Below are 19849 nucleotides of genomic sequence, written 5' to 3' on the forward strand. Positions count from 1 at the left end.
GAATAAAAGATGTATCTATTAATTAATAAACTAATAATTAGATACATCTTTTATTAGGTTTTTAAAAAATAATTCTTATTTTATAATTTATCTATTTGTTTTAATGCCAATTTAACAGTTTCATATCTATCAGCACCATTTATTACTACATCGCCTTTTACAAGCCTATTAGCTTCTCCACCTACAACATAAACTTTTTTACCTAAACCTTGCTTATAACTAGATGCTTCAACCATTAAAGCATCTTTTAATTGCCAGTATAAAATTTGAGCCGCTACTTTGTCTGCGTCTCCTGTATAAACTATTACATTTTCATACACTTTATTTCCCCCTTGAGAATTTGATATAGATTTGTTTAATATTCCTTCTGCTATCAATTTAGCAACTTTATCTTTATTGTTAATATAGTAATCTGTATCTGCCTTACTATCTACAAAACAAACTTCTATCAATATTGCTGGTGCATCAGTATGATTAAGCCAATAAAGACCTCTAACATCAGATTTTGCACCCCTATTTTTGAATACTGTAGCTAATTTAGCATTTACTCTTTCTGCATGTATTTTACCATTAGTAGTTTTATATATTGTTTCTGTACCTTCTGGAGCTGAAGTTGTGACATTTGCATTAAAATGAATTTGAACAGCTAAGTCAGTTTCTTGTTTGTTTGCTATTTTACATTGGTCTGCCAAATGATTATTTGATTCATCAACTCTTCCTGTATAAACAGTAGCCCCTCCTATTTTAAGCCATTTGACAATCAAGTCGCTCATTATTCTTGTTTCTTTACCTTCATTTATATACCCAACAGCTCCTGTACCTTTTCCAGTTAAAGTATGCCCTGGTATTACTACTACTTTCAAATTATGCATCTCCTTTTCAATTAAATTTAACTTCTATTTAATATATGCATAACTTAGAAATTTGTTTCTTTTTATATCCTATAGATTTAATATAAGATATCTTGTAAATTCATAGAGTATTTAGGTAAATGTATTAAAGTTATAGTTTTGTATATAAGACATTGCTTGATTGCAATAATTTTATAGCATATTCGTCCATTCTATATCCATTTCTATAATATATATGTTTAATTCCAGATTGAATTATAGCCTTAGTACAATTTAAACAAGGAAAATGAGTTACATAAATGGAACAGTCCTTAACTGCAATACCTTCTTTTGCGCAATAGTAAAGAGCATTTTGTTCAGCATGAATTGTTCTAATACAATGTCCATCTCTCATCTCATGACCAACTTCGCTACAATGCTTATCTCCAGAAATACTACCATTATAACCAGTAGACACAATTCTATTTTCTGAGTTTACAATTATAGCGCCTACATAAGCTCTATCACAAGTCCCTCTTTCAGCTACTGTTTCACACAATCTCATAAAATATTCTTGCCATGAACATCTATTTTCAATTTTATTTTCCAAATTAATCCCTCCAAACTTATGTCTAATATATAAGATTTATACCTTAAAAGTAGTATTAAAAACAAATTTATATTATAAATATACTATAAATAAAGTAATTTAAAATAAGAAAACTGTCTCAATAAAATCGAGACAGTTTTATAATCAAGGTTTATAATACAAGTTCATATTTTTCTTTAAATTCTTTTACAGCTTCAGGCCATGCCTTTTGTTCTGTAATTCCTTTTTCTTTAGCTATTTTAATTGCAATTTTTCTTATCATTGCAGCTCCCTCTAATATTCCCATTTTTAATCTCCCTTCAAATATCTTTTTGTACAGAATATAAATAGTGCTAAGATTTATTACATGCTGCATATACACTATTTATACAACATAGAACTTCTAAATTCCTTTTATTTTCATACGTCGTTAACCGACATATAATTATATTCAGTAAGTTTTAAAATTATCACTTAAATAATTACTATTTAATCTTTTTTATTATTTACTTTCTTATTTACACACTAAAAACTGTAGGTAAATTTGTCTTATATCTTCACAAATATTCCTACAGCTTTAATTATTAAAAATGTATCTCTTTAATTTCGAAAAATGATTACTTATAAGAAATCATTCCTTATTATAATCACTAAAATAATCAAATATCTTGAATAAAATTTTATTTATCTAGAATTGTATATTTTTTCTATAATATTAACTACAGCGTACATTGCCCATGCACAGATAGCCAATACAAATACACCCATCATTACTAAATCTAATTTGAATACTTGAGAGCCGTATACTATTAAGTATCCTATTCCATATCTTGAAACCAAAAATTCTCCAACTATTACTCCTACCCATGCCATACCAATATTAATCTTAGTTAAATTTATCAAGTTTCCTGTATTTGCAGGTAGTATAAGTTTAAAAAGTATTTGAGATTTACTCGCTCCAAAACTTTTTAACATTTTAATTTTCTCTTCATCCATATTTATAAAATAATTATAAGCTGAAAGTATAGTAACAACAACAGAAATAGTTACAGCTGTTACGACGATTCCTTCTATTCCAGCACCTACCCAAACTATGATTATAGGAGCCAAAGCAGTCTTAGGAAGAGCATTTAAAACTACCAAAAATGGGTCTAATATTTTTGATAATTTCTCTGACCACCAAAGAGCAATTGCTACCAAAATACCTAAAACAGTCCCTATAACAAGACCAAGAACAGTTTCATATACAGATATTCCAATATGCTTAAATAATTGACCACTAGATGCATATTGAATAAATAAATTGTAAATATCACTTGGTTTGCTAAATAGAAATGTATTTATAACATTTAAGTCGGCTAGAAGCTCCCAGACTACAATAAAACCAATTAGAATTAATAACTGGTAGAACAATACATTTCTTTTTTCTCTTTTTACACCTTTAACATAGTTTATATATCCTTCAGATCTTTTATTAAGCCTCATGTGTATCTAGCTCCTTCCATAATATGTCGAAATACTTTTGAAAATCAGGAACTTTACGTGTTTTGAGAGGCGTTTTTGTTCCATCCATATTAAGTTCAATGTCGTAAATGTTTTTTATGGTAGCAGGTCTTTTAGATAATATTGCAACCTTATCTGATATGCTTATTGCTTCTACTATCGCTAAGAAAGTGCAACTAATGTTTTAAAGAAACAGAATCATCTATTTCAGCACCCATATAAATAATATTAAGATTTCCTAAACTGCTATCCCAAATAACAGAATCAATAATAGTAGATAACAATAATCTCTTATCATCTAAATTAGCATTATCAACTTCATCACTAAATCTTTTTAAATTGCTAACGATGATGTCTAAATTAAGATGATTACTACTAATATTTACATCTCTAGATTTCAAGTCATTAATTTTACCCTTTAAGATACTAATCTCATTATTTAAACTTTCAACTTGAGAAATTATGTAATCAGAAGCGATACTGCCAGTATTTTTTGCAAGTTCTTTAATTAAATTGTTAATAAGTTTCTCTTTATCTGAAACCTGACTTTTAAGTAAATTAGTTTCAGAGTGTAAATCATTAGAAATATTGCAAATTTTAATTTTATTGATATTAAATGCACTTATGATAGACTCTACATTACAGTTTTTAATTTTATCTACAACTAAACTTTCAACTAATGGTCCATTAAGGTTTTTGCAGTTACAACTATCAACACCAAGTGTTTTTTTAGTACCACATACATAATAATATTTTAAATCCTTATCAGTTTTTTTACCTTTATAAGTGATTCTCATATTAGCACCACACTTACCACACTTTATAAGACCAGATAAAAGAGCAGTTTTACCAGTTGCTATTCTTGGTGTCTTATCACGATTTTTATCTAGCTGAATTTGAACTTCAAGCCATATGTCAGGCTCTATGACTCCATGATGTTTTGCAATTGCTGCTATTGAATCAGATGTATTTTTAGCATATGTTAGTATTCCACATCTTCTATCTGGAGTTCCTACAACGTCCATACCATTGTTTCTAAGATATTTTAAAATTTCATCATTAGCTTTTACATATGCTGGATTTCTAAGTATCCTAGATAAAGAACTAGGGTCAAATTTACCACCATGAGGACCTCTTATCCCATTATGATAGACATATTTGTATAATTTTGATAAAGACCCAAGTTCTAGGTATTTATTATATATCAGCTTTACAACTTCCATTTGTTCATTATTTACTTGAAGCTTATACATGCTTCTTTCTTTTAGGTTTTCGTCTAAAAAAGTGATTTTTTCACTATTAAATCCATGAGGTGTTTTACCACCAAGCCATCTACCACTACGAGCTAATTCGTACATATTATCTTTTATACGTTCTGCAATTGTTTCTCTTTCTAATTGGGCAAATACACTTGATATAAACATCATAGCTCTTCCCATTGGAGTAGAGGTATCAAATTGCTCTTTAATTGATATAAATGAGATATCTAGTTTGTTTAATTTTTCTATTAAAGTAGAAAAATCAGATACATTTCTCGATATTCTATCTAATCTATAACAAATTAGATGATTGAATTTTTTATCTTTTGCATCTTGCATCATCTTTTTAAATTGAGGTCTATCTATGTTACTACCACTAAAACCTTCATCCTCATATATAAAAAAATCTTTTATACCAATAGATTTAGCATAATCCATGCATAATTGTATTTGATTTTCTATAGAGTCACCTTTACCAGTAAATCTTGATTTTCTTGAATAAATAGCAGCTTTCAAAATTAAGACCTCCTACAAATTAGGCTATATATTTGAAATCATTTATATAAAGTATTTCAAATGAACATATTAATTGGTTGAATTTATATAATTCTCCTCTTTATAATATATGACTATTTATTTCTTTTATTTCTTTGCCACTAAAATTTCAAATCAATTAGAAATTTTGATACTTAGTTGTATCAGGACAAATCTATAACTTCATAGATTAATATAAGAGGGTCAGAATCCAAATATTTTAAAATTAGTGGTTATAACAAAAACATGTAGGAGGCTTGCATATGGAAATCAAGGTTATAGAGACTTTTCCTAAAGATGAAGCTAAACTTAATGAAATAGAGATGGCTAAAGCCAACTGGTTTGTGAATATAATAAGTAAAAAATATCCTAAAGAAGTTTTAAGTAATGCTTTTACTGTTTTAGAAAAAGAATTAAATGTAAGTAAAGTTGATACATAAGCTTAGATTATTGATTTTAATATACTATGACTTGACATTATATTAATCAAATAGTATATTTTTAAATATAGCACAACGAAGTGTTAAAAGAGCAATGGAGCTCCATAGATAAAGTCTATGGAGCTTTTTTGCGTATTTAACTTAAGGAGGATGGTAATTTGAATAATTTTGAGATTAAAACCAAAATAAAATTTGGAGAAGGTTCACTAAAAGCACTACAAGAATTAAAAAACAAAAACGTATTAATAATAACAGACCCATTTATGGTTAAATCAAAAACAATAGATAAAATAACATGTAATTTAATAAATTCAACATATCAAGTTTTTGAAGAAATAGTACCAGACCCACCAATAGAAATAGTAGTAGCGGGAATAGAAGCATTTAAATCTATAAATCCAGATGTAATAATAGCATTAGGTGGAGGTTCTGCAATAGATGCTGCGAAATCTATAATGGATTTTTCTAAAAAAATATTAACAACTGACGAAGTAGAATTTATAGCAATACCAACAACAAGTGGAACAGGTTCAGAGGTAACATCATTTGCAGTAATATCAGATAATCAAAAGGGATGTAAGTATCCATTAGTAAGTGATGATTTACTTCCAAATATGGCAATACTAGACCCAGAACTTGTAAAAACTGTACCAAACTTTATAACAGCAGATACAGGTATGGATGTATTGACACATGCTATAGAAGCTTATGTATCTACAAATTCTAATGACTTTTCAGATGCACTAGCCGAAAAAGCTATAAAACTAGTATTTAAGTACTTAATAAAGGCATATAAAGATGGAAATGATATAGAAGCTAGAGAAAAAATGCACAATGCATCTTGTCTGGCAGGTATGGCATTTAACCAAACATCACTTGGTATAAATCATTCTATAGCACATGTATTAGGTGGGAAATTTCATATACCACATGGAAGAGCAAATTCAATATTACTTCCACATGTTATAGAATATAATGCATCAATAGTCGGATATACCAATCCAACTTACTCAGATACAGCTATGAAGTATGCACAAATAGCAGAATTAGTAGGGCTTGGGAATGGTAATATAAGAATAGCTGTTAAAAACTTAGTAAATGAAATAAAAAAATTACAAAAAGAGATGAATATGCCAACTAAATTGACACAGTGTAAATTAAGTTTAGGAGATATAATTAATGAAGAAAGAGAAATAGCTAAACTTGCTATAAAAGATACTTGCACATTAACCAATCCTAAAGTGCCAACTGAAGAGGATATAATAAGTATATTAAATAATATTAAATAATTACACTTTATTACATGTAAACATAATATTATACAAATAGGGAAAATGTTTTTAAAAATATAAATAATATATTGACAAATATAAAACATAAAACTATAATGAAAGTATCACAAAGGCGTGATACTTTAGTAAAAAGCAACGGAGCTTCTTAGGAATATTAATACTATTCTTATGGAGCTTCTTTTATTTTAAGCAAATAACTTTTTAGTAAACTATATTTAAAGAAAGTAGGGAATAAATTTGGCTGAAGAATCTAAGCAAAGAGTTATTCAAGAATATGTTCCTGGGAAACAGGTCACATTAGCACATATAATAGCTAATCCTAATGAAGATATATATAAGAAGTTAGGATTGGTACTCGATAAAAAAGATGCAATAGGAATACTTACTATAACACCAAGTGAAGCATCAATAATAGCAGCAGATGTTGCTACAAAATCTTCAAATGTATCTTTAGGTTTTATAGATAGATTTAGTGGTTCTGTAGTAATATCAGGTGATGTAAGTTCTGTAGAATCAGCATTAGATGATGTTTTAGAAGTTTTAGGAAATATGTTAAACTTCTCATCTACAAAAATAACAAGGACATAATAATACAATGAAGAATATAATATTTATGGGAAAGACAGGTAGTGGGAAAACTACTCTATGTCAAAAACTAGACCAATTGGAATTGAAATATAGAAAAACTCAGTCAGTAGAACTCTACAATAATGCAATAGATACTCCAGGTGAATATATGGAAAATAGAAGTCTATACAATGCATTAATAACAACATCAGCAGATGCTAAAATTATAGCCATAGTGTATGATGCTACACAAGAAGAAAATTATATAGCACCAGGATTTGCAAGTATGTTTTGCAAAGACGTAATAGGGATTATAACTAAAATAAATAAAGCTACTAAAGATGAAGTAAACATAGCTTATGAGAGACTCTCACTAGCAGGAGCAAGCCAAATCTTTAAAGTAGATACAGTGGATAATATAGGGCTTGAAAAATTATTTAAATATCTAGAAAAATCTAAAAATATAGATGAAATTTAAGGGGAAATGTTTTTTTAACTAAAAAATATGATAAAATTATATGGATAGTTAAAGAAAATATAAATTAGTATTTTATAAAAAAATATATAAACTATTCTAAGAAGATTTAATCTTTAAGTGAGGTAGGAACATGGGGAAAAAAATACTATTGGTTGATGATGAACCACTGTTAAGAATGGATACAAAAGATATACTAGAAAGTCATGGTTATGAAATAATAGGAGAAGCAAGTGATGGATTTGAAGCTGTTGAAATGTGCAAAAAACACAAACCCGATTTAGTTATAATGGATATAGAAATGCCAATACTTGATGGTATAAAAGCAGGCAAAATAATATGTAAAGAAAATCTAGCAGGTGGAGTGCTTTTACTAACTTCATTTGAAGATAAAGAATACATAGAAAAAGCCAAAAGTATAGGTGCTTATGGATACTTAGTAAAGACAGCAAGTGAAAAATCACTTATACCAACTATAGAAATGTGTTTAAATAAGGTAAATGAATTTGAAAAAATGAAAAAAGATTTAGAAAAGGTAAATTCTAAATTAAATGAAAGAAAATTAGTAGAAAGAGCAAAAGGTATACTTATAAGAGAATTTAAAATTTCTGAGGATGAAGCATACACTAGAATAAGAAAATTAAGTATGGATAAAAGAACTACAATGATGGAAATTGCCAAAATGATTATAATAGGATACGATGACTAATACGATAAAAAAAATAGCAACTACACAAACATACTTAAATAATAATGAAATTGAAAAAATTATAGAGGTATCAAAATCCTTAGACTTAATGGCTTCCTTTTATGAAGCTGATGTTTTTATAGATGTACTAAGTAAAATTGATGATGAAGCAATTGTTGTAGCACATAGCAGACCTAAAGAAAAGTCAGTGTACAGTGAAAGTGTTGTAGGTAAAAAGGCTCTAATTGAAAATGAACCAGGAGTTATAAAATGTCTAAAAACTGGAGAAAGAGCAAGAGATATAAAAGCTTTAACACAAGAATACAAGCTGGTTAAACAAAATATTCAGCCAATAATATTAGAAGACAAAGTTCTAGCAGTATTAATCGTTGAAAAAGATATAAGTAGTGAAGTTAAAAACGAATTTGAAACTAACGAAGATGAAGAAAATAAAAGTTTACACCAGTTTATAAAATTGATAGGAAATAATGATTTTTTAGTTGATAATTTAAATTCTGCTATACTTATATTTGATAAAAATGGAAAACTAAAAATTAAAAATCGTATTGCAAATGAGATGTATAAAAACCTTGGATTTGAATGTGATATACAAGATATGCATTATAATGACTTATATATAGAGACTAAAGTATTTGAAGATATAATAATAGATGAAAATTATGATGAAACAAATGAAGTTTCAATAGGTAATATGTTTTTCAAAATAAAAACTATATACATCAAAGACGATGAATTTAAGGTTTGTAAAATAGTACAAGATATAAGTGATTTAAAGCGAAAGGAAGAAGAACTAGTTTTAAAAACAGTAGCTATTAGAGAAGCTCACCATAGAGTGAAAAATAATCTTCATACAGTAATATCTATAATAAAAAAGCAAAGTAGATTATCTCAAAACGAGGAAGTTAAACAATGTTTAGATAATATAATAAATAGAGTGTTTGCAATACTTTCAACTCACTATCTATTATCCAAGGAAGTAGATAATAATATATCTATACGAGAAGGTATCAACTTATTAGTATCAAATATTCAAGGTGGTTATCTGTTTAGTAAAGATATAGATATATGCATAACAGGTGAAGATTTTAAAATTAGTGGAGAAAAAGCAACAGCCATACTTTTAGTTATAAATGAAATATTACAAAATTGTTATGACCATGCTTTCGTTGATAGAGAACGTGGCAACATACAAATACTAATAAATAAGGATAATGATTTTAGAAATATAGCTATTATAGACGATGGAGTTGGATTTGATAGTGACAATATAAATAAAAATAGTTTAGGAACATATATAATAGATAGTTATATAACTCAAATGTTAAAAGGAAGTATAAAAAGAAAGAGTAGTAAAAATGGGACAGAAGTATTAATTACTATACCTACACAAATTAATATTTAAATAATAACTCATCTACAAAGTAGTAGTTTTAATTGAGCAAAGAGGCTTAAGGTTATTAATAAATTAAGTTAGTTGAATGTATTTATAAAACTTGTAAATATATATTCAATTTAACAGATATTTATTATAGCTTTAAGCCTCTTTGCTTGTTTAAGACATACTTAAACTTTAGGAGGTGAGAAAATGAGAGAAGAGTTATTAAGTGTTGGTATTGACATTGGAACAAGTACTACTCAGTTGATTTTTTCTAAGTTAATAGTAGAAAATACTGAATCAAATTTTTCAGTGCCTAGGATAAGTATAGTAGACAAAGAAATTATTTATAAAAGTAAGGTTTATTTCACTCCCCTTATCTCAAATAATGAAATAAATGGACAGCAAATAAAAGAAATAGTTGAAAGTGAATATAAAAAAGCAAATATATCTAAAGTAGATATACATACAGGAGCAGTAATAATAACTGGAGAAACAGCCCGAAAAGAAAATGCAAATGATGTGCTTCATACTTTAAGTGGATTTGCAGGAGATTTTGTTGTTGCAACAGCAGGTCCTGACCTAGAAAGTATAATATCAGGTAAAGGAGCTGGAGCTCATATTTATTCAAAAGAACATTCGACTACAATTGTAAATATAGATATAGGTGGGGGAACTAGTAATATAGCCTCATTTAAAAGAGGAGAAGTAACTGATACTGGATGCTTAGATATAGGTGGAAGGCTTATAAAAGTAGATAAAATAAGTAAAGAAATAACGTATATATCACCTAAAATAGATAAAATCATAAAAGATAATAATTTAAATCTTCAAGTGGGAACTGTAGCTACAATAGAAAATACAAAACCAATAGTTAATATAATGGTTGACTTATTAATGGAAAGTATAGGATTAAAAACTCAGACACCTTTATTTGATTTTATAATAACTAATAAATCAATCAATATAGATGAAGATATTAAGAATGTCTCATTTTCAGGTGGGGTAGCTGATTATATTTACTATGATGGAGAAATAAAAGATTATTTTGAATATGGTGATTTGGGAATTTTACTTGGTCAAGCAATAAAAAATTGTGAATACCTTAAAAAAGTGAACATAGTCAAGTCCATGGAGACAATAAGAGCTACAGTAGTTGGTGCAGGTTCTCATACTACTGAGGTAAGTGGAAGCACAATAACATATACTAGTAAAAATTTTCCACTTAAAAACTTGCCAGTTTTAAAATTATCAATGGATGAAGAAGTAGGTACTTCAAAACAAATCAGTGAAGCTATAAAAAATAAACTTAACTGGTTTAAGTTAGAAAATGATTTACAGAAAGTTGCTATAGCTATGATAGGCAAGAAAAATCCAGCCTTTTCAGATATACAAGAATATGCCAAAGGATTTGTGGATGGAATGCAACAAATCATAGAAAATGATTTGCCTTTTGTAGTAATTGTTGAAAATGATATGGCAAAAGTATTAGGTCAAGCAATATATGCATTGTTAAATTATGAAAAAGAAATTGTTTGTATAGACAGTGTCAAGGTCGAAAATGGAGACTATATTGACATTGGGAAACCTATAGTTGAAGGTAAAGTTTTACCTGTGGTAATAAAAACATTAGTTTTTAATTAATAGAAGGAGGTAAGTAAATGATTTTAAAGACAAAATTATTTGGACGTACTTATCAGTTTAAAAGCTTATATGATGTAATGGCTAAAGCTAATGAAGAAAAATCAGGAGATAAATTAGCAGGTCTTGCAGCAGAATCAGCTGAAGAAAGAATAGCAGCAAAGGTTGTTTTATCACACATAAAGCTAGAGGATATAAGAAATAATCCTGCAGTAGCGTATGAAGAAGATGAAGTAACAAGAATAATACAAGATGCTGTAAATGAAAAAGTTTATGAGGAAATAAAAGAATGGACAGTATCAGAACTTAGAGAATGGATATTAGATTCAAATACTACAAGTCTTGATATAAGAAGAATATCAAGAGGGTTAACTTCTGAAATAATAGCAGCAGTTGCAAAGTTAATGTCAAATATGGACTTAGTTTATGCTGCTAAAAAAATAAAAGTTACTGCTCATTGTAATACAACTATAGGAGAACAAGGTACATTATCAGCAAGACTTCAGCCTAATCATCCTACAGACGACCCAGATGGAATACTTGCATCACTTCTTGAAGGTTTAACTTTTGGTATAGGAGATGCAGTACTTGGTTTAAACCCAGTTGACGACTCAGTTGAAAGTGTTACTAAAGTGTTAAAAAGATTTGAAGAAGTAAAACAAAAATATCAAATACCAACTCAAACATGCGTATTAGCACATGTTACAACACAAATGGAAGCTATAAGAAATGGTGCCCCTGCAGATTTAATATTCCAATCTATAGCAGGTTCTGAAAAGGGAAATGAAGCATTTGGATTTAATGGTGATACTATCGAGGAAGCCAGACAACTAGCTTTAAAACATGGTACAGCTACTGGACCTAATGTTATGTATTTTGAAACTGGGCAAGGTTCAGAACTTTCTTCAGAAGCACATCATGGAATAGACCAGGTTACTATGGAAGCTAGATGTTATGGATTCGCTAAAAAGTATGAACCATTCTTAGTAAATACAGTTGTTGGATTTATAGGGCCTGAGTATTTATATGATGCTAGAGAAGTAGTAAGGGCAGGACTTGAAGACCATTTTATGGGTAAATTACATGGATTACCAATGGGTGTTGATGTTTGTTACACTAACCATATGAAGGCTGACCAAAATGATATGGAAAACTTAGCTATACTATTGACAACAGCAGGATGTACATACTTTATGGGAATACCTCATGGAGATGATGTTATGCTTAACTACCAGACAACAGGATACCATGAAACAGCATCACTTAGAGAAATGTTTGGATTGACTGCAATAAAAGAATTTGATGCTTGGATGGAAAAGATGGGATTCTCTAAAGATGGTAAGTTAACAGAGTTAGCAGGAGACGCATCTATATTATTAGGATAGGAGGTATTTAGTATGAATGAGAAGGATTTAAAAGCATTAGTAGAACAGTTGGTTGGACAAATGGTTGGAGAATTAGATACTAATGTTGTATCTGAAACTGTTAAGAAAGCAACTGAAACTATAATTGATAACGATGCTTGTATAGATGATATAACAGAAGTTGATATAAGAAAGCAATTACTAGTAAAAAAACCTAAGGATGCAGAAGCTTACTTAGATATGAAAGCTAAAACGCCTGCAAGATTAGGTATAGGAAGAGCTGGTACAAGATATAAGACAGAAACAGTTTTAAGATTTAGAGCAGACCATGCTGCTGCACAAGATGCTGTATTCTCTTATGTAGATGAAGAATTTATAAAAGAAAACAATATGTTTGCAGTAGAAACTTTATGTAAAGATAAAGATGAATACTTAACTAGACCAGACCTAGGAAGAAAATTCTCTCCAGAAACTATAAACAGTATAAAATCTAAATTTGGAACAAATCAAAAGGTTTTAATATTAGTGGGAGATGGACTTAGTTCAGCCGCTATAGAAGCAAACTTAAAAGATTGTGTGCCAGCTATAAAACAAGGTCTAAAAATGTATGGCATAGACTCAAGTGAAATTTTATTTGTTAAACACTGTAGAGTTGGTGCTATGGACCACTTAGGTGAAGAATTAGGTTGTGAAGTTATATGTATGTTGGTTGGAGAAAGACCAGGATTGGTTACTGCTGAATCAATGTCAGCATATATAGCATATAAGCCATATATAGGAATGGCTGAAGCAAAGAGAACAGTTATATCAAACATTCACAAAGGTGGAACAACTGCAGTCGAAGCAGGTGCTCATATAGCTGAACTGATAAAAACTATGCTAGACAAAAAAGCTTCAGGAATAGACCTTAAATAAAGTCGAGGGAGTGTAGAATATGAAAAACGATATGATTCGTCCTAATATACTAGGAGTTAAAATAATTTCAAATATAAGCCCAGAAATGGCACAAAAACTAGAATTAAAAGCACATCATAAAAGCTTGGGCTTAATAACAGCAGACTGTGATGATGTTACATACACAGCTCTTGATGAAGCAACTAAAGCTTCAGAAGTTGATGTAGTATATGCAAAATCAATGTATGCAGGGGCAGCAAATGCTTCAACAAAACTTGCTGGTGAAGTGTTAGGAATAATAGCAGGACCAAGTCCAGCTGAAGTAAGAAGTGGATTAAATGCAGTAGTTGATTTTATGGAGTATGGAGCAACTTTTATAAGTGCAAATGATGATGATTCAATAGCATATTATGCTCATTGTGTATCAAGAACAGGAACATACCTTTCAGAAGTAGCAGGAATAAGAGAAGGTGAGGCATTAGCTTATTTAGTAGCACCACCACTTGAAGCAATGTATGCTTTAGATGCAGCGATGAAGGCAGCAGATGTTAAAATGTGCGAATTATTTGCACCTCCAACTGAAACAAACTTTGGTGGAGCATTACTTACAGGTTCTCAGTCAGCTTGTAAAGCAGCATGTGATGCATTTGCCGAAGCAGTAAAATCAGTTGCAGATAATCCAACAGGATTCTAGGATAGTTAGATGGATGCTATAGGTTTAATAGAAGTAATAGGATATGTTGCTGCGATAGAAGCTTCTGATGCTTGTTTAAAATCTGCAAATGTTAACATTGTAAGAATCGATAAGGTTGGAGCAGGTATTGTTACTTTAACAATATGTGGAGACGTTGGTGCTGTTAAATCTGCTCTAGAAGCGGGTGAAATGGCAGCTTCAAGAATTGGTACATTAAGAGCATCACATATTATACCAAGAATTCATAATGAAGTAACAGATATTTTATTTAAAAAAGAAGAATCTAAAGTGTGCGAAGCTTTAGAAAAGATAGATAGGAATTTTGAAAATACATTAGAAAATATTACATCAGAAAAAGATAATGTAATTTTAGATGGCACTGAAAATAGTGAAAAAGATAATGAAAAATTATATAGCCATATAGATAAAGTCAACGATGAAATAGAAATAGTTGATGGTAGTTTAACTGAAATTAATAAAGAAAAAATAGAAGATTCTAATGCTAGTAAAGAAATATTAGAACAAGTTAAAATAGAAAACATTGATTTTGATAAAGATGATTTATCAAAAAACAGTGTGAAAAAACTTAAAGCTATGGCTAAGAAGTTAGATTCTTCAATAACTTATAAGGATTTAAATATTCTTAAAAAAGAAGAGTTAATAGACTTAGTTAAAAAGCTTAGCAGAGGGGATAGATAGTTATGACACTTTTAGATAAAGATTTAGTATCTATACAAGAAGTCAGAACTCTTGTAAAAAGGGCTAAAGTGGCTCAAGAGAAACTTTCTAAAATGAGCCAAGAGCAAATAGATAAAATAGTAAAGTCTATTGCAGATGCAGCATTTAATAATGCTACTAAGTTAGCTAAAATGGCAAATGAAGAAACTGGATTTGGAAAATGGGAAGACAAAGTAATTAAAAACACTTTTGCATCTATGGGAGTTTATGAAACTTTAAAAGATACAAAAACTATTGGAATAATTGGCGAGGATAAAAAAGAAAACACTATAGATATAGCTACACCAGTTGGAGTTGTAGCAGGGCTTATACCTTCAACAAACCCAACATCAACAGTAATATATAAAACCATAATATCTATAAAAGCAGGAAATACTATAGTTTTCTCCCCACATCCAAATGCAAAAAAATGCATACTTGAAACAGTTAAAATAATAAATGAGGCAGCTATAAATGCTGGAGCACCAGAGGATTCAATATTATGTATAACTAATCCAAGTATAGTTGGAACAAACGAATTAATGAAGCATAAGGATACAAACTTAATATTAGCAACTGGAGGGGAAGCAATGGTTAGAGCTGCTTACTCTTCAGGAACACCAGCTATAGGAGTTGGGCCTGGAAATGGACCAGCATTTATAGATAAATCAGCAAATGTTAAATTAGCAGTCAAGAGAATAATAGACTCTAAAACTTTTGATAATGGTGTTATATGTGCATCAGAGCAATCAATAGTAGTAGAAAAGTCTATGGAAGAAACTGTTTTAAAAGAACTTAAAAATCAAGGTGCATATCTTTTAAATGAAGAAGAAAGTGAAAGATTAGCAAAATTTATATTAAGAGCTAATGGTACTATGAATCCACAAATAGTTGGTAAAAGTGTTGAAGTAATAGCGAATTTAGCAGACCTTACAAATGTACCTAAAAATACAAAAGTTCTAATTGCAAGAGAAACTAAAGTTGGCCATAATGTAGCCTATTCAAGAGAAAAACTTACACCAATACTCGCATTCTATGTTGAAGATAATGTGGATGCTATTATGAATAGATGTAGAGAAATACTGTTAAATGAAGGTGCTGGACACACTTTCTCAATGCATGCAAATGATGAAGAATTGGTAAAAAGATTTGCTCTTAACATGCCAGTATCAAGAATACTTGTGAATACTCCTTCAGCACTTGGAGGAATAGGTGCATCAACAAACCTTATACCAGCACTAACACTTGGTTGTGGTGCAATAGGTGGAAGCTCAACTTCAAACAATGTGGGTCCACTTGATTTGATAAATATTAAAAGAGTGGCTTATGGAATCAAAGAAATAGAAGAACTTGGAAGAAGTAAATCTCAAGTTGAAAAATCAATGTTTGACTCAATGGACAAAGAAGAATTAATAAATCTTTTAGTTCAAAGATTAGTCAAAGAACTAGCATAACTAAAATAAACAATGAAATTTATAGTTTATAACTATAGATTTCTAAAAATACAAACTATAAAATAATATTAAATTTTTGGAGGATAAGATTATGGCAAGTGCAAATGCATTAGGAATGATAGAAACTAAAGGATTAGTAGGAGCGATAGAAGCAGCAGATGCAATGGTTAAAGCTGCAAACGTGCAATTAGTAGGAAAAGAACAAGTAGGTGGAGGATTAGTTACTGTAATGGTAAGAGGAGATGTTGGAGCTGTTAAAGCTGCTACAGATGCTGGAGCTGCAGCTGCTGAGAGAGTTGGAGAACTGATATCAGTTCATGTTATACCAAGACCACATTTTGAAGTAGATGCTATATTACCAAAAGTATCAGCTGAGTAATATAAACATACTTTTAAAATTTAAATTTTGATTAAAAAAAGAGGCTATCTCAAAAATGAGTCTTACAATAAACTCAATGTATTTTGAGGTAGTCTTTTTTATACATCTAATAGGAGATGTGATAAAATGGGTGTTTTAACAGAAAATGAAGTAAAAAGAAAAATTGGAAAAAACAAAGACAATATAACTGAATTTTATATAGAAAAAGGACAAATAATAACGCCTTCTGCAAAATCTTATTTAGCTGAGAGAAGTATTGAACTTAAATATGTTGATAAACTTTCAGCTATAAATAATGAACCTAAAGAAGTCATAAAAGAAGTAGTTAAAGAGAAAACGTATAAATATACTACTATATTTGGTGCTAAATTGGATGAAAAGCCAGAACATATGACTCAATTATATGGAAATCTTTTAGTTTTTAAAGACCATAAAAGAATAATACTAAGAGGTAAAATAGATTCCCTTGAATCAGAAATACTAAAAACTCAAGTTCTTTGTCAAAAGCTAGATATGCCAAAGCTTGTTAAGGAATTACAAGAGGTATTAGACTTTGTAAGAAATATAATGAGATGTGAAGTTTTGGAAGAAAAACTAGAAGACTTTAAACTTTTAGGATTAACTCCACAAGAACTTAGAGAACAATCTCACTATCCAAAAAAATATTTTGGCATAGGACACGAATTCCCAAGTTATGAAATGGGTGAAGCTGTAGTTGCTATAAATAGTATAAGAAGTAATACACGAGAGGTTGAACTTGCAGCTTATGAAGCTTTTAAAGGTGAGTATGGAAATGTTCATAGAGAAGATTTAATAAGGGCACTTAATAGATTATCATCTGTATTTTGGATAATGATATATAAAATTAGAACTAATAAGTATAAGTAGTTGGAGGATGTAATGGAGAGTCTATTAAACGAAATAGTAGAAGAAGTAATAAATAGAGTTAAAAAGGAAGCGTTTATAGAAGTTGAAGCATCAGGAAGGCATGTTCACTTAAGTAGAGAAGATGTAGATAAGCTATTTGGAAAGGGCTATACCCTTACAAAATTAAAAGACTTATCTCAACCAGGTCAATATGCTTGTAAGGAAAGAGTTACAATAACTGGACCTAAAGGAAGTATAAAAAATGTAGTTGTACTTGGGCCATGTAGAGAAAAAACTCAGGTAGAAATCTCTTTAACAGATGGTTCAACTCTTGGATTAAAAGCTCCTATAAAACAAAGCGGAGACTTAGAAGGTACTTTAAGTATTAAAATATCAACACAACATGGTGAAGTTGAACTTAACAAGGGGTTAATGGTTGCTAAAAGACATATACATATGACTCCTAATGATGCTGAAAAATTCAATGTATGTGATAAAGAAATAGTTGAAGCTAAGGTTATGGGTCAGAGACCTTTAACATTTGATGATGTAGTAATAAGAGTTAGTGACAATTTTAAAACTTACATGCACATAGATTATGATGAGGCCAATGCATGTGGTTATTCTAAGGGAACTGTTGCTAAAATAATAAAGAAAGCATAAATTTAATCTGCTATGTAGATTACCTCTAGGGAGGATTTAATATGAATTATGATAATCTTATAGATTTAATAATGGAAGAAATCTATAAAAAGATAAATAACGATGAACTAAAAGTATCTAATAAGCCTAAAGCTGTAATTGTATTTGAACAGGATATCAGTAAATTCAACGTATTAAAAGATGAACTTGAAATAGTAGAATTTGATAAAAGTGTAAAAGAATGTGAAATAGTGATAGTTTCAAAGCTTTGTATGAGAGGATTATCAAACTTAGCGCTTGGAAATTCAACAAGTGAAGAAGAAAGATTTATACTAAAAATGATTATGAAGGGTAAAAAAGTATATGTCTTAGACGAAGGAATTGAATACAAAAAATATAAAAATACTGCACCAAAAGCATTATATAAAAAATTTATATCATTTGAAGATGAAATATGTAAATTTGGTGTAGAAATTATAAAAGATTTAAATACTGTAGCTAAAAGTAAGTTAAGTACACAAAGTGGAATATCAAGTGATATAGGCTTTGAAAGCGAAAATAAACAAAGTTTAAATAAAGACTCTATAAGTTTAATCAATACAGAGAATACAAATATAGATAATGAATTTAGTTTAGATTTAAGAAATAAAAAGCTTATATCAGAAGCTGATTTAAGAAAACCTACTATAAATGGTGTTAAGAATATATTGGTTAATAAAAAAAGTATAATAACTCCATTAGCAGTAGACTTCATGAGAATACACCATCTCAAGCTAAAGAAAATGTAAGGAGGTAATTTTATGGATATAGGAAAAGTTGTAGGTAATGTTTGGGCTACAAGAAAAGATGAAAAACTGTGTGGTCAAAAACTTTTAGTAGTAAAGATTTTAAAAACTAAAGACACATACAAAGAAGGCTTCATGGTTGCAGCCGATAATGCGGGAGCAGGAAATGGAGACTTAGTTCTTATATCCAAAGGTTCCTCAGCAAGAGAGTCTATTGAAAAAAAGCATGTTCCAGTAGATGCAACTATAGTTGGAGTGGTTGATTCATTTGAGGTATTTGATGAATAAAAGCATAGGTGCTATAGAGTTTAAAAGTATAGCTAAAGGTATAGAAGTATCTAATGAAATGGTAAAAAAATCCTCAGTTGATGTACTATATTTAAAGAGTATTTGTCCAGGTAAATTTTTAATAATAGTAGGTGGAGAAACTTCTTATGTAAATGAATGTATAAATTATGGAATGGAGCTTGGAGAAAGATACATTGTAGATAATTTTGTAATAAATTCAATTTCACAAGAAATATTAAATGGATTTAAAAATAAGTACCAGGCATTAGATAATATAGTCTCTATAGGTGTTGTTGAAAGTAGTAAAGTATGTGCTGGAATAAAAATGCTTGATAAGACTTTAAAATCAGGTGACTTAGTATTGGTAAAACTCCAATTATCTTTTGCTATAGGTGGAAAATTAGTATATATAGTATCAGGAGATTTAAGTAGTTTAGAATATGCATTAAAAGAAAGTGAAAATGTTGTAAAAGAAAAAGAAATAATCTATAAGACTGTAATATCATCAGTAGACAGTCAAATAATAACAAGTCTAATAAAATAATGGGGGG

Annotated in this window: 23 protein-coding genes; 18 read left to right on the top strand and 5 right to left on the bottom strand. The window is 29.4% G+C overall.

Annotated elements, in window-relative coordinates; translation table 11 throughout:
- Positions 1-80: 80 nt before the first annotated feature.
- The 5 genes from ACTG45_RS09805 to ACTG45_RS09825 form a co-directional block, all read right to left on the bottom strand.
- The gene (locus ACTG45_RS09805) at positions 81-863 is read right to left on the bottom strand and encodes an N-acetylmuramoyl-L-alanine amidase (protein ID WP_479918730.1); all 783 of its coding nucleotides are present in this window, start codon (positions 861-863) and stop codon (positions 81-83) included.
- Positions 864-1002: 139 nt separating this feature from the next.
- Positions 1003-1440, bottom strand: a complete 438-nt coding sequence (locus ACTG45_RS09810; protein WP_479920250.1) for a deoxycytidylate deaminase — start codon at positions 1438-1440, stop codon at positions 1003-1005.
- 151 nt (positions 1441-1591) lie between these two features.
- Complete coding sequence (locus ACTG45_RS09815; RefSeq protein ID WP_021384696.1) at positions 1592-1726, bottom strand: hypothetical protein; 135 nt, start codon at positions 1724-1726, stop codon at positions 1592-1594.
- A 377-nt stretch (positions 1727-2103) separates the two neighbouring features.
- Entirely contained in the window at positions 2104-2904 is an 801-nt protein-coding gene (locus ACTG45_RS09820; RefSeq protein WP_021384690.1) for an ABC transporter permease, read from the bottom strand.
- 194 nt (positions 2905-3098) lie between these two features.
- A complete protein-coding gene (locus tag ACTG45_RS09825) occupies positions 3099-4697 on the bottom strand; it encodes a recombinase family protein (protein ID WP_479920251.1) in 1599 nt (532 codons plus the stop codon).
- Between the two features lie 281 nt (positions 4698-4978).
- Between ACTG45_RS09825 and ACTG45_RS09830 the strand changes: the two genes are divergently transcribed.
- From ACTG45_RS09830 to ACTG45_RS09915, 18 genes are all read left to right on the top strand, one after another.
- Positions 4979-5155, top strand: coding sequence for a hypothetical protein (locus ACTG45_RS09830; RefSeq protein WP_479918732.1), 177 nt, complete (start codon positions 4979-4981; stop codon positions 5153-5155).
- 158 nt (positions 5156-5313) lie between these two features.
- On the top strand, positions 5314-6444 hold the full coding sequence (locus ACTG45_RS09835) for a 1-propanol dehydrogenase PduQ (protein ID WP_479920252.1): 1131 nt from the start codon (positions 5314-5316) through the stop codon (positions 6442-6444).
- 240 nt (positions 6445-6684) lie between these two features.
- On the top strand, positions 6685-7035 hold the full coding sequence (locus ACTG45_RS09840; protein WP_021384706.1) for a BMC domain-containing protein: 351 nt from the start codon (positions 6685-6687) through the stop codon (positions 7033-7035).
- Positions 7036-7042: 7 nt separating this feature from the next.
- Complete coding sequence (locus tag ACTG45_RS09845; protein ID WP_021384679.1) at positions 7043-7492, top strand: EutP/PduV family microcompartment system protein; 450 nt, start codon at positions 7043-7045, stop codon at positions 7490-7492.
- 130 nt (positions 7493-7622) lie between these two features.
- Positions 7623-8198, top strand: coding sequence for an ANTAR domain-containing response regulator (locus ACTG45_RS09850; RefSeq protein WP_021384697.1), 576 nt, complete (start codon positions 7623-7625; stop codon positions 8196-8198).
- Entirely contained in the window at positions 8191-9600 is a 1410-nt protein-coding gene (locus ACTG45_RS09855; RefSeq protein WP_479920253.1) for a histidine kinase N-terminal domain-containing protein, read from the top strand. Before ACTG45_RS09850 ends, ACTG45_RS09855 begins: the two co-directional genes overlap by 8 nt.
- Before the next feature lie 183 nt (positions 9601-9783).
- Positions 9784-11217, top strand: a complete 1434-nt coding sequence (gene eutA / locus ACTG45_RS09860; RefSeq protein ID WP_479918735.1) for an ethanolamine ammonia-lyase reactivating factor EutA — start codon at positions 9784-9786, stop codon at positions 11215-11217.
- A gap of 17 nt (positions 11218-11234) precedes the next feature.
- Positions 11235-12599: an ethanolamine ammonia-lyase subunit EutB gene (locus tag ACTG45_RS09865; protein ID WP_021384698.1), complete on the top strand. Its 1365-nt coding sequence runs from the start codon at positions 11235-11237 to the stop codon at positions 12597-12599.
- Between the two features lie 12 nt (positions 12600-12611).
- On the top strand, positions 12612-13493 hold the full coding sequence (gene eutC / locus ACTG45_RS09870) for an ethanolamine ammonia-lyase subunit EutC (protein ID WP_021384684.1): 882 nt from the start codon (positions 12612-12614) through the stop codon (positions 13491-13493).
- Between the two features lie 19 nt (positions 13494-13512).
- Positions 13513-14166, top strand: a complete 654-nt coding sequence (gene eutL / locus ACTG45_RS09875; RefSeq protein WP_021384681.1) for an ethanolamine utilization microcompartment protein EutL — start codon at positions 13513-13515, stop codon at positions 14164-14166.
- Positions 14167-14175: 9 nt separating this feature from the next.
- Positions 14176-14865 (top strand): BMC domain-containing protein, encoded by a 690-nt coding sequence (locus tag ACTG45_RS09880; protein WP_479920254.1) that lies wholly within the window; start codon positions 14176-14178, stop codon positions 14863-14865.
- 2 nt (positions 14866-14867) lie between these two features.
- On the top strand, positions 14868-16337 hold the full coding sequence (locus tag ACTG45_RS09885; RefSeq protein WP_021384695.1) for an acetaldehyde dehydrogenase (acetylating): 1470 nt from the start codon (positions 14868-14870) through the stop codon (positions 16335-16337).
- A gap of 91 nt (positions 16338-16428) precedes the next feature.
- Positions 16429-16716, top strand: a complete 288-nt coding sequence (gene eutM, locus ACTG45_RS09890) for an ethanolamine utilization microcompartment protein EutM (RefSeq protein WP_003423991.1) — start codon at positions 16429-16431, stop codon at positions 16714-16716.
- Between the two features lie 126 nt (positions 16717-16842).
- Entirely contained in the window at positions 16843-17604 is a 762-nt protein-coding gene (locus ACTG45_RS09895; protein WP_021384703.1) for a cobalamin adenosyltransferase, read from the top strand.
- A gap of 12 nt (positions 17605-17616) precedes the next feature.
- Entirely contained in the window at positions 17617-18246 is a 630-nt protein-coding gene (gene eutD, locus ACTG45_RS09900) for an ethanolamine utilization phosphate acetyltransferase EutD (protein WP_021384702.1), read from the top strand.
- A gap of 41 nt (positions 18247-18287) precedes the next feature.
- Entirely contained in the window at positions 18288-19013 is a 726-nt protein-coding gene (locus tag ACTG45_RS09905; protein ID WP_479918738.1) for a TIGR02536 family ethanolamine utilization protein, read from the top strand.
- A gap of 12 nt (positions 19014-19025) precedes the next feature.
- Positions 19026-19298: a EutN/CcmL family microcompartment protein gene (locus ACTG45_RS09910; protein ID WP_021384701.1), complete on the top strand. Its 273-nt coding sequence runs from the start codon at positions 19026-19028 to the stop codon at positions 19296-19298.
- Complete coding sequence (locus ACTG45_RS09915; protein WP_479920255.1) at positions 19291-19842, top strand: BMC domain-containing protein; 552 nt, start codon at positions 19291-19293, stop codon at positions 19840-19842. Before ACTG45_RS09910 ends, ACTG45_RS09915 begins: the two co-directional genes overlap by 8 nt.
- Positions 19843-19849 lie beyond the last annotated feature (7 nt).

This window comes from Clostridioides sp. LIBA-7602, assembly GCF_056688945.1.

Excerpts from the sequence above, each read along its gene's own strand:
- ACTG45_RS09910 (WP_021384701.1), top strand. The coding sequence starts at position 19,026 with ATGGATATAGGAAAAGTTGTAGGTAATGTTTGGGCTACAAGAAAAGAT.
- ACTG45_RS09905 (WP_479918738.1), top strand. The coding sequence starts at position 18,288 with ATGAATTATGATAATCTTATAGATTTAATAATGGAAGAAATCTATAAA.
- ACTG45_RS09815 (WP_021384696.1), bottom strand. The coding sequence starts at position 1,726 with ATGGGAATATTAGAGGGAGCTGCAATGATAAGAAAAATTGCAATTAAA.
- ACTG45_RS09915 (WP_479920255.1), top strand. The coding sequence starts at position 19,291 with ATGAATAAAAGCATAGGTGCTATAGAGTTTAAAAGTATAGCTAAAGGT.
- eutD (WP_021384702.1), top strand. The coding sequence starts at position 17,617 with ATGGAGAGTCTATTAAACGAAATAGTAGAAGAAGTAATAAATAGAGTT.
- ACTG45_RS09880 (WP_479920254.1), top strand. The coding sequence starts at position 14,176 with ATGGATGCTATAGGTTTAATAGAAGTAATAGGATATGTTGCTGCGATA.
- eutM (WP_003423991.1), top strand. The coding sequence starts at position 16,429 with ATGGCAAGTGCAAATGCATTAGGAATGATAGAAACTAAAGGATTAGTA.
- eutA (WP_479918735.1), top strand. The coding sequence starts at position 9,784 with ATGAGAGAAGAGTTATTAAGTGTTGGTATTGACATTGGAACAAGTACT.
- ACTG45_RS09885 (WP_021384695.1), top strand. The coding sequence starts at position 14,868 with ATGACACTTTTAGATAAAGATTTAGTATCTATACAAGAAGTCAGAACT.
- ACTG45_RS09895 (WP_021384703.1), top strand. The coding sequence starts at position 16,843 with ATGGGTGTTTTAACAGAAAATGAAGTAAAAAGAAAAATTGGAAAAAAC.
- ACTG45_RS09830 (WP_479918732.1), top strand. The coding sequence starts at position 4,979 with ATGGAAATCAAGGTTATAGAGACTTTTCCTAAAGATGAAGCTAAACTT.
- ACTG45_RS09850 (WP_021384697.1), top strand. The coding sequence starts at position 7,623 with ATGGGGAAAAAAATACTATTGGTTGATGATGAACCACTGTTAAGAATG.
- ACTG45_RS09845 (WP_021384679.1), top strand. The coding sequence starts at position 7,043 with ATGAAGAATATAATATTTATGGGAAAGACAGGTAGTGGGAAAACTACT.
- eutC (WP_021384684.1), top strand. The coding sequence starts at position 12,612 with ATGAATGAGAAGGATTTAAAAGCATTAGTAGAACAGTTGGTTGGACAA.
- ACTG45_RS09865 (WP_021384698.1), top strand. The coding sequence starts at position 11,235 with ATGATTTTAAAGACAAAATTATTTGGACGTACTTATCAGTTTAAAAGC.
- eutL (WP_021384681.1), top strand. The coding sequence starts at position 13,513 with ATGAAAAACGATATGATTCGTCCTAATATACTAGGAGTTAAAATAATT.
- ACTG45_RS09855 (WP_479920253.1), top strand. The coding sequence starts at position 8,191 with ATGACTAATACGATAAAAAAAATAGCAACTACACAAACATACTTAAAT.
- ACTG45_RS09820 (WP_021384690.1), bottom strand. The coding sequence starts at position 2,904 with ATGAGGCTTAATAAAAGATCTGAAGGATATATAAACTATGTTAAAGGT.